Genomic DNA, 13,025 nt, shown 5'->3' with positions numbered 1-13,025 from the left:
GAACTATTCCCGCAGTTCCGGCGCATCGGCACCTGCAGCGTGAGGAATGTCCCGGCGACTTGATCATCAAATGGCAACGGGCCACCCCTGGGTGGCCCGTCGTGGTCAACCGCTCACCCGCAGGCGGCAGTCATCCCGCATTCACGCCAAGCGTGAATCAGCAGCCGTAGGAGGGCTTGGGAGCCGGCTGGCAGGTCTGGCAGGGGCTCGGGGTGGGAGCCGGCTGACAGGGGGTGGGGGCCGGAGCCGGGGTGTAGCAGGAGCCACGGCCAAACAGGCTGCCCAGCAGGTTCAGCTTGAACGACAGCAGGCCGGACAGAAGGCCGAAGGTGCCGCCGGAAACGTTCTGGACTTCTTGGGAGGAGAGCTCACGAATAGCCATTTTGAAACCTCTTGAGAGTAAGTGAATTTATTTTGATGTCGCGCCACCCGAAACCCGGAATGGGTAAGCAGGCAGCGAAATCACTATAACCTTAAAGAAGCCTTAAATTCGTGAAATACAACATCGCAAATGGCTGCGAAAAACATTTTTACTTATTTTTATTGTTTTTATCAAAATCGTCCATTTTTGCCTCACTCCACACCCCCCGTCCTACCTAGGCGGCCGGAGAAGCCCGCCCGGCAACGTGATTGGCGATACGCACAAAAGTGTCCACACCGAGCTTCTCGCCCCGCAGGCCCGGGTCCAGTTCGAGGGCAGCAAAATCGGACTCGTCGAGAAAATCCCGCAGGGTGTTGCGCAGGGTCTTGCGGCGCTGGCCGAAGGCGGCCGTGACGATGCGCCCGAGCAGGGCATAGTCGGTGGCGGTGCACTCGGCCACCGGGCGCGGCACCATGCGCACGATGCTCGACATCACCTTGGGCGCAGGGCGGAAGGCCCCCGGCGGTACATCGAAGACCCGCCCCATGTTGAAGCGGTACTGGAGCATCACCGACAGGCGCCCGTACTCCTCGGTACCGGGCTCGGCCACCATGCGCATCACCACCTCCTTCTGCAGCATGAAGGTCATGTCCTTCACCTTTTCGGCGTAGTCGGCCAAGTGAAACAGGATGGGGGTGGAGATGTTGTAAGGCAGGTTGCCCACCACCCGCAGGGGTGCGCCGTCGGCCACCAGGCTGCCGAAATCGAACTTCAGCGCATCGCCTTCATGGATGGTCAGCTTGTCGGGAGAATGGGCCTCCTTCAGGCGGGCGATCAGATCCCGGTCGATCTCGACCACGTGCAGATGGGGCAGGCGGGCCATCAGGGGCTCGGTCATGGCCCCCAGGCCGGGGCCGATCTCGACCATGCGATCACCCTCGGCCGGGCGGATGGCCTCGATGATCTTGCGGATGATGTTGGGGTCGGACAGGAAGTTCTGGCCGAAGCGCTTGCGCGCGAGATGGGGTTCGCTCATCCGTTTGTTCCTCAGGCGTTCTTCTTTTCCCAGGCCGCAATCGCCTCCCGGACCCGGGCGACGGCGGCAAAACCGACCCGTTCCCCCTCCAGGATGGCTTCATGGCGCTGCTGGAAGTTGGTGGCGGGCAGGCCCTTCAGCTCGGGTCGGATGACCACGTCGGCCCCGGCCAGCTCATCGCGCCCCAGGGCGCCGCCCATGATGGCGATGGTATCGAGCAACACGTCGAGGCTGCCCTGGTTTTTCTTGCCGCTGGGACGGCCGGAGATATCCACAGCGATGATGATGTCGGCGCCGAGGCCCCGGGCTTCGCGCACCGGAATCGGCGCCACCAGCCCGCCATCGACGTATTCCCGGCCATTGATGGGCACCGGGGGAAACACCCCGGGGATGGACGAGGAAGCGCGCACGGCGGTGCCGGTGTTACCGCGCTGGAAGACGATGGGCTGGCCGCTCTGCAGGTCGGTGGCCACCGCTGCAAAGCGCCGCTTCAGCCCTTCGATGGGCTTGTTGCCCACGTTGCTGTTGATGAAACGTTCCAGGGCTTCGCCCTTGATCACGCCCCGGTCGAAGAAGCTCCAGTCGGTGACGGCGGACTCATCCAGCTGGATGGCCAGCTTCTGCAACTCAAACGGCCCATGCCCGGCGGCATAGAGGGCGCCGACCACCGCCCCGGCGCTGGTGCCGACCACCAGATCCGGCGCCAGGCCGTGGGTCTCGAGCACCTTGATGACGCCGATGTGGGCAAAGCCCCGGGCCGCGCCGCCGCCCAGGGCCAGGGCCACCCGCGGCTTGCGGGCAGCGCGGGGCGCCACCGGCTCGGGCTTGTGGATCAGATCGGCGCAGGCGGAGAGCCCGAGGGCCGCGGCGCTGCCGAGCAGCAGGCGACGACGTCCGTTCATGCCCGCGCCATCCCGATGGCCAGCTCGACGGCGGCGAACAGGCTGCCCGGATCGGCCCGGCCGGTACCGGCCAGATCGAGGGCGGTGCCGTGATCCACGGAGGTGCGGATGATGGGCAGCCCCAGGGTGACATTGACGCCGCCCCCGAAGCTGGCGTGCTTCAGCACCGGCAGGCCTTGGTCGTGGAACATGGCCAGCACCGCATCGCCCTGGCCCAGGGTATGCGGCACGAACAGGGTGTCGGCCGGCAGCGGGCCGCGCAGGTCCATGCCCTCGGTGCGCAAGGCTTCCAGCACCGGGGTGATCACCTCAATCTCCTCCCGCCCCATGTGGCCGCCCTCCCCCGCGTGGGGGTTGAGGCCCGCCACCAGGATGCGCGGCGCGGCAAGGCCGAAGCGGGTGCGCAGGTCGGTGTGCAGGATGCGCAGGGTGTCCGTGAGCAAGGGGCGGGTGATGGCCGCCGAGACATCCTTGAGGGGCAGGTGGGTGGTGGCCAGGGCCACGCGCATGCCCCCGCCCACCAGCATCATCACCACCAGGGGCGTGGCGGTGGCTTCGGCCAGGTACTCGGTATGCCCCGAAAACGGTACGCCCGCATCACAGATGATGCCCTTGTGCACCGGCGCGGTGACCATGCCGGCGAACTCCCCGGACTTGCAGCCGGCGATGGCCCGGTCGAGCACGTCGAGCACGTAGCGGGCATTGGCCGCATCCAGCAGCCCGGGTGTGACGGGGCGGGCCAGGGGCAGGTGGAGGACCTCGAGGCTGCCGGGCCGGGGCGTGTTGCCGGCGGCGTAGTCGAGGATGTCGACGGAGGGTTCGACCGCGTGGATGCGGGCGGCGATCATGTTGCGGTCACCCAGGACGACCAGGCGCGCAGGGCATTCGAAGCGCGGCAGGGCCGCGCACAGATCGGGGCCGATGCCGGCGGGCTCACCGCTGGTAATGGCGAGGACGGGAAGCGGGGAGGACATGGCGGGGGAAATGCAGGAAGGGAACGGCAGGAGAGGGACAGGACGGCTGCGGGGGCCGGCGCGGTGGAAGGCGTTCCACTGCGCCGGCAGCCGGATCAGCGGTCTTCGGTGCGGTATTCCACGTAGGCCCGGTCACGCAGCTGGCGCAGCCAGTCCTGGTAGGCCTCGTCGGACTTGCGCTCACGCAGGGCATTGCGGGCGGCGCCGCGCTTGCGCTCGTCGGAGACATCCTGGACGCGGCGGTCTTCGACCTGGATCAGGTGCCAGCCAAAGGGCGACTGGATGGGCTGGCTGAGCTCGCCGGGCTTGAGGGCGTCCATGGCCTGTTCGAACTCGGGCACGGTATCGCCCGGGTAGATCCAGCCCAGATCGCCGCCCTTCGAGGCGGACAGGTCGGCGGAGTGGATGCGGGCCAGATCGGCAAAGCTGGCGCCCCCCTGGACGACCCGCTCGCGCAGGTCGGTGAGGCGGCGACGGGCATCTGCGTCGGTGAGCACTTCGCTGGTCTTGATCAGGATGTGGCGGGCACGGGTCTGCTGGACCTGGGCCGGCACCCCGGCCTGGCTGCCGCCCTTGCGGTCGATCACGCGGACGATGTGGAAACCGGCGGCGCTGCGCAGGATGGCGGTGGTCTCACCCGGCTTGAGGCTGGCGACGGCTTCGGCAAACAGGCCCGGCAGACGCTCGGCGCTGCGCCAGCCCAGGTTGCCGCCGGTCAGGGCGTCGGGGGCGTCGGAGTAGCTGGCGGCCAGCTTGTCGAAGGGTTCGCCGCGCCCGATGCGGGCCGCCACGTCTTCAGCCTTGGCGCGCAGGCGGGCCAGCTGTTCGGGGGTTGCCCCCTCCGGCGCCCGGAAGAGGATGTGGGAGAGGTTGTATTCCTCCTGCCCCGCGGTGTTCTCCGGGTGGGCCAGGAAGTTGCTGACCTCGGCATCCGATACCACGATGCGGGATTCCACCTCACGCTCGCGCACCCGGGTGAGAAGCATCTCGTTGCGCACTTCCTCGCGGAAGCGCTCCCAGGAGAGGCCGTCCTTCTCGAGGGCCTTGCGAAACTCGGTCATGGACAGGCGATTGCTGTCGGCAATGCGCCCGACGGCCCGGTCGAGGGTCACGTCGTCGATGCGCAGGGAGGTTTCGGCGGCCAGCTGCAGTTGCAGGCGCTCGATGATCTGGCGCTCCAGCACCTGCTTCTCGAGCACGTCGGCAGCGGGCAGGGGCGTGCCCTGACGGCTGAGCTGGCGGGTCACCTGGGCGACGCGCATGCGCAGGTCGGCAAGGGTGATGACTTCGCTGTTCACGACCGCCACGATGCGATCCACTTCGACCGGCCCATTGGCGGCGAAGGTGGTACTGGCGAACAGGCTGGCGGCAAGCAGGGAGACGATGAGTTTCATGGGTCGGAGGGCGCTTTCAGAAGTCGTCGTCGCTGGAGAAGGGGTTGGAGCCATCGTTGATGCGGTTGTAGCCCGGCACGCTGCGGCGCAGGACGTTGAGCGGGCTGGAGCCGAGACTGCCGGCGCCATTGAATTCGAGCTGGAAGAAGAAGGCGCGGGTCACGTCGGTGGCACTAGTGGTCAGATGCTGCACCACGCCGCGGAACACCCAGCAGCCGGCGTTGTACTCGACCCCGGCGATGCCCTGGGTCAGGCGGTGGTCACGCAGGTTGCGGTTGTAGCGGCCCACACCATACCAGTTGCCCCACAGGGGCCATTGCCCGGTCAGGTCGATGTCCCGGAAACCGTTGGGATTGGCCGGGTCGGTGGAGTAGTTGCGCCGGTAGCGCCAGCTCACTCCCACGGTGCGGGCGTAGCCGGGCTGGAAGCGGAAGCCGAAGTTGAAGCGTTCGGTCCAGTTGTCCCGGGGGTTGTACTGCCAGGCGGTGTCGAGGGTGGTCTTGGGCGCCAGATTGATGCCGAAGGCAGCCAGCAGGTCGGCCTGCTTGCCGGTGCGGGCCGGGGTGTCCTTGTTGAGGGTGACGCGCTGGTCCACCAGGTAGTAGCGCTGGCCCAGGGCGGCACGCACGGTCTCGGCACCGGTGGTCGGGTCGATCAGGCGGCTCTGCACGGCCGTGGTGATCTGGTTGGCGTTGGAGATGCGGTCGCCACCGGTGTAGACGTTCTCGGCGAAGATCTGCGCGAAGTTGAAGTCGTAGAAGCCGGTGTCGAAGTTGGGGATGTTCGACTGGTCCCGGTAGGGGACGTAGAGGTAATAGACGCGCGGCTCGAGGGTCTGCACGAAATCCCGCCCGCCGAAGCTGGCCTCCCGCTCGAAGGTCACGCCGCTATCCACGGACAGGATGGGCAGGGTGCGGGTGGTGGAGTTGTCGCCGGTGCTGACGCGGCGATCCAGCTCGTAGCGGGTGGTGTGCACGCCGATCTTCGGCGTGAAGTGGAAGGCGGCCGTCTGCAGGGGCAGGGACAGCTGGGGGTAGAAGGTCAGGCGGCGCCCTTCATCCTGGGTCGGATGGCTGAAGGCAACGAACTCGCTGGCCAGCTGGAAGGTGGTGCCACCGGGCAGCTCGGGGCGATTGGCGGTGAGCGTCAGCTGGGGCAGGCGCTTGTACGGAATGCTCACCGGCGCGGCACCGGTCTTGGGATCGTCCAGGGTCTGGAAGCCCTGCAGCAGGCCGGTGGCAGACCACCAGCCCCCGCCGGCATAGGTCACCGACCCCTGGCGCAGCAGGTTGACCTGGGAGGTCAGGGCCAGGCGCGTGCTCAGGTCGATGAAGTAGCGCGGATCGGAAACACCGTTGACGTTGAGGTTGCTGGTCCAGCCGCCACCGAAATTGTGGTCGTGACGCACCGAGCCCACGTAGCGGCTGCGCCCCTCCACCTGATCCTGGGGCATGTATTCCAGGTAGGTGATGCCGCGGAAGTTGGGGTTGATGTAGCGCGCCTCGTTGCGGAACTGCAGGCCCCGACGCCCCATCAGGCGGGTGGTCAGGGTGTCGTCGTAGTTGGGCGCGAGGTTGAAGTAGTAAGGCAGCGTCAGGTCGAAACCGACCTTGTTGGAGGTGCCGAAAGTGGGCGACAGCAGACCGGACTTGCGGCTCTCGCCGAGGGGGAAGTCGGCCCACGGCAGGTAGGCCACGGGCAGGCCCTTGAACCACAGCGTGCCATGGCGTGCCTCGCCGACCTCGGAGTCATAGTCGAGGTCGAGCTCCTTGGCCTGCAGGTACCAGTCGGGCCGGGCGGGCTTGCAGCTGGTCCAGGAGGCGTTGGAGAAACGGAACTGGTTTTCGCCCTCCAGCACCAGGGAGTCGGCCGAGCCGTGGCCGCTGATGGGCTGCTGGCTGGCCGGCAGGGCCTGGCCGGGGAGCAGCGGGGCCTGCCCCGGGCGCGGCCCGCGCGCCGGCCGGCTGATGGAATAGCTGGGCGAATCGAAGACGCCGGTCTGCTCCTGCACCTTGATGCGGGCGTGGGGGCCGGTCATCTCGTCCGTCCCGCGGAGCACCCGCACATTGCCGGTGGCCTCCACTTCGTCGGTGAGCTCGAAATACTGCAGACGGTCGGCATCGACCCGGGTGGCATCACGCAGCAGCGTGGCGCTGCCTTCGGCCACGGCGTCGACATCCTGGTGGCCAGTCACCCGGTCGGCGCTGATGCGGGTGGAGCCGGGGCTGGTCAAGGGGGCCGGCGCAGCGGCGGACTTGCGCCCCGGAGCCGCGGCGGGAGCCGACCTGGCCGGCGCCGGTGCGGGGCGGGCCGCGGCGGGGGCCGCCGATGGCGCACTGACGGCGCGGGGGGCCGGGCGGGCTGCCGCCGGCTTGCCGAGCAGGGCCGGAGACACCACGAAGGGCGGGAGATCTTCCGCGCCGGCGCGCCCCCACAGGGCGAACAGGGCAATCGACAGGAAGCGCAACTGGGTGTGAGGTTTCATCCCGGGGCAGGAACCAGCCGGCGAGCCGACCGCATGGTTTGATAAACTGCGCGATTTTACACGAACGCATCTCAGACTCCCGTGGAACGACGCCAACAACTCCAGTCCTGGATCGCCGCCGAATTTCCCGGCCGCCCCTTCGAACTCGCCCCGGCCAGCGCCGACGCCAGCTTCCGGCGCTACTTCCGGCTTACATTTGCTGACGATCCGGTTTCCCTGATCGTCATGGACGCGCCCCCGAGCCACGAAGACTGCCGCCCCTACGTCAAGGTGGCCGAACTCTTCGGCGCCACCGGCGTGCATGTTCCGAAAATCATCCGGCAGAACCTGGAGCAGGGCTTCCTGCTGCTCTCCGACCTTGGCAGCAGCACCTATCTGGATGCCCTGACCAAGGACAACGCCCACAACCTCTACGCCGAAGCCCTTGGCGCGCTGATGAGCATCCAGGCGGGGAGCCAGCCCGGCGTGCTGCCCGAGTACGATCGCGAGCTGCTGATGCGCGAGCTGGAGCTGTTCCCGGTGTGGTACGTGAGCCGCCACAAGGGCGTGACCCTCACCGACAAGCAGACCACCCAGCTCTACGAGGTCTTCGACCGCATCGTCGACGTGAACCTGGCCGAGCCCAAGGTCTATGTGCATCGCGACTACCACAGCCGCAACCTGATGGTGTCCGCCCCCAACCCGGGCGTGCTCGATTTCCAGGACGCGGTCTACGGCCCGATGACCTACGACCTGGCCTCCCTGCTGAAGGACGCATACATCCACTGGGAAGAAGACTTCACCCTCGACCTGCTGGCCCGCTACTGGGAGACCGCCCGGGCCCTCGGCCTGCCGGTACGCGAGGACTTCGCCGAGTTCCACCGGGACTACGAGTGGATGGGCGTGCAGCGCCACATCAAGGTGCTGGGCATCTTTGCCCGCCTCTACCACCGGGACGGCAAGGACGGCTACCTGAAGGACATGCCGCTGGTGCTGCACTACCTGCGCAAGGCCTGCGAGCGCTATGGTGAATTGCGGCCGCTGCTGCGCATCCTCGAGCAGACCGACCCGACCATCACCGAAGTCGGCTACTCCTTCTGAGCCCGCGACCATGAAAGCGATGATCCTTGCCGCCGGCCGCGGCGAACGCATGCGCCCCCTCACCGACACCTGCCCCAAGCCCCTGCTGGAGGCCGGCGGCAAGCCGCTGATCGTGTGGCACATCGAGCGCCTGGCCGCGGCGGGCATCGTCGATCTGGTCATCAACCACGCCCACCTGGGCCGGATGATCGAGGACGCGCTGGGAGACGGCGCCCGCTTCGGCGTGCGCATCCGTTACTCCCCCGAAGGCAGCGCCCTCGAGACCGCCGGCGGCATCGCCCGCGCCCTGCCCCTGCTGGGCGACGCACCCTTCCTGGTGGTCAATGGCGACGTCTTCTGCGACGCCGACTTCGCCGGCCTGCGCCGCGCCGCCGACGAGCTCAACCCGGTGCGCTGCGCCCACCTGCTGCTGGTGCCCAACCCGGCCCACAACCCGGACGGTGACTTCGGCCTGACACCCGACGGCCAGGTCCGCGAAGACGAAGGGGAGCGCCTGACCTTCTCGGGCCTGGGCGCCTACCACCCCGCCCTGTTTGCCGGCGTTTCCCCCGATGCCCCGGCCAAGCTCGCGCCCCTGCTGCGCGCCGCCATGGCCCGCAACCGGGTCACCGGCGCCCGTCTGTTCGGCCGCTGGGTGGACGTGGGCACCCCCGAGCGCCTGCACGAACTCGACGCAAGCCTGCGCGCCCCCTGATCGGGCAACATTCCAGCACCGCTGCGGTCCATCCCCCATACAGCCACCGGACACCTCCATGCCCCTCGACATCGCCCCCTTCCAGGCCCGCCGCACCCGCTTGCTCGCCACCATGCAGGCCGCAGGCGGCGGCGTCGCCATCATCCCCACCGCGCCGGAGCAACTACGCAACCGCGACACCCACTACGGCTACCGCTTCGACAGCTACTTCTACTACCTCAGCGGCTTCCGTGAGCCCGAGGCGGTGCTGGTGCTAGTGGCTGGCGACACCCCGCGCAGCCTGCTGTTCTGCCGCAGCAAGGACATGGAACGGGAGATCTGGGACGGCTACCGCTTCGGCCCCGAGGCCGCCCGGGAAACCTTCGGCTTCGACGAGGCCCACCCCATCACCGAGCTGGACACCCAGCTGGGCATCCTGCTGGCCAACCAGCCCGCCATCTTCCACTCCATGGGCTACGAGCCGACCTGGGACACCCGCGTCACCGACGCCCTCAACCGGGTACGCGCCCAGGCCCGCACCGGCTGCGTGGCCCCGGCCCAGATCCGCGACGTGCGCAGCCTGATCGACGAGATGCGCCTGATCAAGGATGCCAGCGAGTTGGCCACCATGCGCCAGGCCGCCCGCATCTCTGGCGGCGCCCACCGCCGCGCCATGCAGGCCACCCGCCCCGGTGCCCACGAATACGAGATCGAGGCCGAGCTGATCCACGAATTCCGCCGCCACGGCAGCCAGGCCCCGGCCTACGGCTCCATCGTGGCCGGCGGCGCCAACGCCTGCGTGCTGCATTACGTAGAAAACGACGGCCTGCTCAAGGACGGTGACCTGCTGCTCATCGACGCCGGTTGCGAGCTCGACGGCTACGCCTCCGACATCACCCGGACCTTCCCGGTGAACGGCCGCTTCAGCGGCCCCCAGAAAGCCGCCTACGAACTGGTGCTGGCGGCCCAGGCCGCGGCCATTGCCGCCACCCGCCCCGGCGCCGGCTGGAACGAACCCCACGACGCTGCCACCCGGGTGCTGGCCCAGGGCTTCATCGACCTGGGGCTGCTGCAGGGCAGCCTCGACGGCGTGCTCGAATCCGGCAGCTACCGCCAGTTCTACATGCACCGCACCGGCCACTGGCTGGGCCTCGACGTGCATGACGCGGGCGAATACAAGCTCGCCGGCGAATGGCGGCCGCTGGTGCCGGGCAACGTGCTCACCGTCGAACCCGGCTGTTACATCCGCCCCGCCGACGGCGTGCCCGAGGCCTTCTGGAACATCGGCATCCGCATCGAGGACGATGCCCTGGTCACCGACACGGGCTGCGACATCCTCACCATCGACACCCCCAAGAGCGTCGCCGACATCGAAGCCCTGATGGCCGCGGCGGCCTGACCCCCAGCCCGGAACCCAAGCGCATGAAACGCCACGATCTCGCCATCATCGGCGCCGGCCCGGTGGGCATGACCCTCGCCCTCGCCCTCAAGGACGCCGGCCTCGACCTGGTACTGGTGGACGCCCGCCCCCGCGGCGCAGCGCGCCACGACCCGCGCATCCTGGCCCTGTCCCACGGCACCCGCCTGACCCTGGAGCGCCTGGGCATCTGGTCGCAGCTGCCGGCCACACCCATCGAGAGCATCCATGTATCGCATCAGGGCGGCCTCGGCCGCACCGTGCTGCAGGCTTCCGAATACGGCCAGCCGGCCCTCGGCTACGTGGCCGGCGCCGGTGATCTGGCAGCAGCCCTGGATGACGCCCTGGCCGCCGCCGGCATTCCGATCGTGGACAAGGCCACCGTCACCGGCCTGGCCGCCGGCACCGACGACGTGATCATCAGCCTTGCCGACGCCCCGCCCCTGTCGGCCCGCCTGGCCGCCTGTGCCGAGGGCAGCATCCAGGGGGCCGACGACAGCGCCCTGGTGGAGCGGGACTACGACCAGCACGCCGTGATCTCCGTCGTCACCCCGGCCGAAGGCCATGGCAACCGCGCCTGGGAGCGCTTCACCCCCCAGGGCCCCCTGGCCGTACTGCCCTGCGGAAACGACTGCGCCATCGTCCACACCGCCGCCCCGGCCGAGGCCGACGCCCTGATGGCCCTCGACGACGACGCCTACCTGGCCCGCCTGCAGGCCCACTTCGGCACCCGCCTGCGCTTCGCCAGCGTGGGGCCCCGCGCCCGCTACCCCCTGCTGCTGCGCTACCGGCCCGACCCGACAGGCCAGCGCACGGTATGGCTGGGCAACGCCGCCCAGACCCTGCACCCCGTCGCCGGCCAGGGCTACAACCTGGCCCTGCGCGACGTATGGGCCTGCGCCCAGATCCTGCTGCGGGCCGGCGGCGACCCCGGCGCGGCCGGCAACCTGGCCGCCTACGCCCGCGAGCGCCGCCTCGACCGCCAGGGCACGATCCGCTTCACCGACGGCCTGGTGCGTCTTTTCAGCACGGCCGCCGCACCGCTGCGGCATGCCCGCGGGGCGGGCCTCTTCGCCCTCGACCTGCTGCCGCCCGCCCGCCATTTCGTGGCCAAACGCATGATGTTCGGCGCCCGCGCCTGGCCCTGAACCCGGCTCGCTGCCCCAGCGTGAAAATGCCCGTCGCCGCGGCGCAGCAAACGCCGTAGAATCCGCAGCCTGCGCGCCGCCCGGCGCCCCGCCGCCCACGGGACCAGCACCATGGCCGAAGCCGACGATCTCCAGCAACACGACGACCTCGACATTCACCTGCGCGAGGTGCAGCACCTGCTCGCCCGCCACAAGCTGGTGGAAGATCTCGTCCATCGCCAGGACATGCCCAAGCACGACCTGGTGGAAAGCCTGGTACACAAGCAGCACATCCACGAGCTGACCCACAAGCTCGAGAGCCTGCACTCGGCCGACGTTGCCCACATCCTCGAAGCCCTGCCCCTCGACGCACGCCTGTTCGTCTGGGATCTGGTCAAGGCCGAGCGGGACGGCGAGATCCTGCTGGAAGTCTCCGACGCGGTGCGGGAATCCCTCATCGAGTCCATGGACCCGGCGTCGCTGCGGGCCGCGGCCGAGCAGCTCGACGCCGACGAGCTCGCCGACCTGGCCCCCGACCTGCCCCGGGAGGTGATGGAGGCGGTTTACCAGGGTCTGGACCCGGAAGAGCGCGAGCAGCTGCGCGCCGCCATGTCCTACCCCGAAGACTCCGTCGGCGCCCTGATGGATTTCGAGATGGTCACCGTGCGCGAGGACGTGACCCTGGAGGTGGTGCTGCGCTACCTGCGCCGCTTCGACGACCTCCCCGACCACACTGACCAGCTCTTCGTGGTGGATCGGGACGAGCACCTGCGCGGCGTGCTGCCCATCGACCGGCTGCTCATCAACGACCCGGAAACCGAGGTGAGCGAGATCATGCTCACCGACACCCTGACCCTCGAGCCCTCGGACGAAGCCGAAACCGCCGCCCAGGCCTTCGAGCGCTACGACCTGGTGTCGGCGCCGGTGGTGGACTATCACCGCAAGCTGGTCGGCCGGGTGACGGTGGCCACGGTGGTGGACTTCATCCGCGAGGAAACCGAGAACGAGCTGCTCAATCAGGCCGGTCTGCGGGAAGGGGAAGACATCTTCGCCCCGGTGTGGGACTCGGTGAAGAACCGCTGGGCCTGGCTGGCCGTCAATCTGGTCACTGCCTTCATCGCCAGCCGGGTGATCGGCGCCTTTGAAGGCTCCATCGAAAAGCTGGTCGCCCTGGCGGCACTGATGCCCATCGTGGCCGGCATCGGCGGCAACTCGGGCAACCAGACCATCACCATGATCGTGCGCGGCATCGCCATGGGCCAGGTCCAGGACGACGCCCTCAGCCGCCTCCTGAAAAAGGAGATGGGCGTGGCCCTGATCAACGGCATCGTCTGGGGCGGCCTGCTCGGGGTGCTGTCGTGGATACTCTACGGCAGCGGCAAGCTCGGCGCGGTGATGACCGCCGCCATGACCCTCAACCTGCTGGTGGCGGCTTTCGTGGGGGTCATGGCCCCCATGATCCGCAACCGCCTGGGGCAGGACCCGGCGGTCGGCTCCAGCGTGATCATCACCGCCGTCACCGACTCGGGGGGCTTCTTCATCTTTCTGGGGCTGGCGACGATCTTCCTGATGTAGG

The 13,025-nt window shown here is 68.5% G+C and carries 11 protein-coding genes; 5 read left to right on the top strand and 6 right to left on the bottom strand.

Annotated features, from left to right (window positions below; translation table 11 throughout):
• Positions 1-157 precede the first annotated feature (157 nt).
• From L6Q67_RS02965 to L6Q67_RS02940, 6 genes are all read right to left on the bottom strand, one after another.
• Positions 158-382, bottom strand: coding sequence for a hypothetical protein (locus tag L6Q67_RS02965; RefSeq protein ID WP_296565030.1), 225 nt, complete (start codon positions 380-382; stop codon positions 158-160).
• A 214-nt stretch (positions 383-596) separates the two neighbouring features.
• Positions 597-1,397, bottom strand: coding sequence for a 16S rRNA (adenine(1518)-N(6)/adenine(1519)-N(6))-dimethyltransferase RsmA (rsmA, locus tag L6Q67_RS02960; RefSeq protein ID WP_296565022.1), 801 nt, complete (start codon positions 1,395-1,397; stop codon positions 597-599).
• Positions 1,398-1,408: 11 nt separating this feature from the next.
• A complete protein-coding gene (locus tag L6Q67_RS02955; RefSeq protein WP_296565016.1) occupies positions 1,409-2,299 on the bottom strand; it encodes a patatin-like phospholipase family protein in 891 nt (296 codons plus the stop codon).
• Positions 2,296-3,273 (bottom strand): 4-hydroxythreonine-4-phosphate dehydrogenase PdxA, encoded by a 978-nt coding sequence (gene pdxA, locus L6Q67_RS02950; RefSeq protein WP_296565012.1) that lies wholly within the window; start codon positions 3,271-3,273, stop codon positions 2,296-2,298. Before pdxA ends, L6Q67_RS02955 begins: the two co-directional genes overlap by 4 nt.
• 95 nt (positions 3,274-3,368) lie before the next feature.
• Positions 3,369-4,667, bottom strand: a complete 1,299-nt coding sequence (locus L6Q67_RS02945) for a peptidylprolyl isomerase (protein WP_296565009.1) — start codon at positions 4,665-4,667, stop codon at positions 3,369-3,371.
• A 16-nt stretch (positions 4,668-4,683) separates the two neighbouring features.
• Positions 4,684-7,152, bottom strand: a complete 2,469-nt coding sequence (locus L6Q67_RS02940; RefSeq protein ID WP_296565007.1) for an LPS-assembly protein LptD — start codon at positions 7,150-7,152, stop codon at positions 4,684-4,686.
• Positions 7,153-7,233: 81 nt separating this feature from the next.
• Here L6Q67_RS02940 and L6Q67_RS02935 point away from each other — a divergent pair, with 81 nt between their 5' ends.
• The 5 genes from L6Q67_RS02935 to mgtE all read left to right on the top strand — a co-directional run bounded on the left by L6Q67_RS02935 (position 7,234) and on the right by mgtE (position 13,024).
• Complete coding sequence (locus L6Q67_RS02935) at positions 7,234-8,232, top strand: phosphotransferase (protein ID WP_296565004.1); 999 nt, start codon at positions 7,234-7,236, stop codon at positions 8,230-8,232.
• Between the two features lie 19 nt (positions 8,233-8,251).
• Positions 8,252-8,926 (top strand): N-acetylmuramate alpha-1-phosphate uridylyltransferase MurU, encoded by a 675-nt coding sequence (gene murU / locus L6Q67_RS02930; RefSeq protein ID WP_296565202.1) that lies wholly within the window; start codon positions 8,252-8,254, stop codon positions 8,924-8,926.
• Between the two features lie 58 nt (positions 8,927-8,984).
• Entirely contained in the window at positions 8,985-10,304 is a 1,320-nt protein-coding gene (pepP, locus tag L6Q67_RS02925) for a Xaa-Pro aminopeptidase (RefSeq protein WP_296565002.1), read from the top strand.
• Between the two features lie 23 nt (positions 10,305-10,327).
• Positions 10,328-11,470: an FAD-dependent monooxygenase gene (locus L6Q67_RS02920; protein WP_296564998.1), complete on the top strand. Its 1,143-nt coding sequence runs from the start codon at positions 10,328-10,330 to the stop codon at positions 11,468-11,470.
• 111 nt (positions 11,471-11,581) lie between these two features.
• Positions 11,582-13,024 carry a magnesium transporter gene (gene mgtE, locus L6Q67_RS02915; protein WP_296564995.1) on the top strand — a complete coding sequence of 481 codons (1,443 nt, stop codon included), beginning with the start codon at positions 11,582-11,584 and terminating at the stop codon, positions 13,022-13,024.
• The last annotated feature ends 1 nt before the right edge of the window (position 13,025 follow it).

It is taken from the genome of Zoogloea sp., from assembly GCF_023150065.1.
Taxonomy (GTDB): Bacteria; Pseudomonadota; Gammaproteobacteria; order Burkholderiales; family Rhodocyclaceae; genus Zoogloea.
This window is presented reverse-complemented; position numbering and strand designations above follow the sequence as displayed.

Excerpts from the sequence above, each read along its gene's own strand:
- mgtE (WP_296564995.1), top strand. The coding sequence starts at position 11,582 with ATGGCCGAAGCCGACGATCTCCAGCAACACGACGACCTCGACATTCAC.
- L6Q67_RS02955 (WP_296565016.1), bottom strand. The coding sequence starts at position 2,299 with ATGAACGGACGTCGTCGCCTGCTGCTCGGCAGCGCCGCGGCCCTCGGG.
- L6Q67_RS02945 (WP_296565009.1), bottom strand. The coding sequence starts at position 4,667 with ATGAAACTCATCGTCTCCCTGCTTGCCGCCAGCCTGTTCGCCAGTACC.
- L6Q67_RS02940 (WP_296565007.1), bottom strand. The coding sequence starts at position 7,152 with ATGAAACCTCACACCCAGTTGCGCTTCCTGTCGATTGCCCTGTTCGCC.
- pepP (WP_296565002.1), top strand. The coding sequence starts at position 8,985 with ATGCCCCTCGACATCGCCCCCTTCCAGGCCCGCCGCACCCGCTTGCTC.
- pdxA (WP_296565012.1), bottom strand. The coding sequence starts at position 3,273 with ATGTCCTCCCCGCTTCCCGTCCTCGCCATTACCAGCGGTGAGCCCGCC.
- murU (WP_296565202.1), top strand. The coding sequence starts at position 8,252 with ATGATCCTTGCCGCCGGCCGCGGCGAACGCATGCGCCCCCTCACCGAC.
- L6Q67_RS02965 (WP_296565030.1), bottom strand. The coding sequence starts at position 382 with ATGGCTATTCGTGAGCTCTCCTCCCAAGAAGTCCAGAACGTTTCCGGC.
- L6Q67_RS02920 (WP_296564998.1), top strand. The coding sequence starts at position 10,328 with ATGAAACGCCACGATCTCGCCATCATCGGCGCCGGCCCGGTGGGCATG.
- rsmA (WP_296565022.1), bottom strand. The coding sequence starts at position 1,397 with ATGAGCGAACCCCATCTCGCGCGCAAGCGCTTCGGCCAGAACTTCCTG.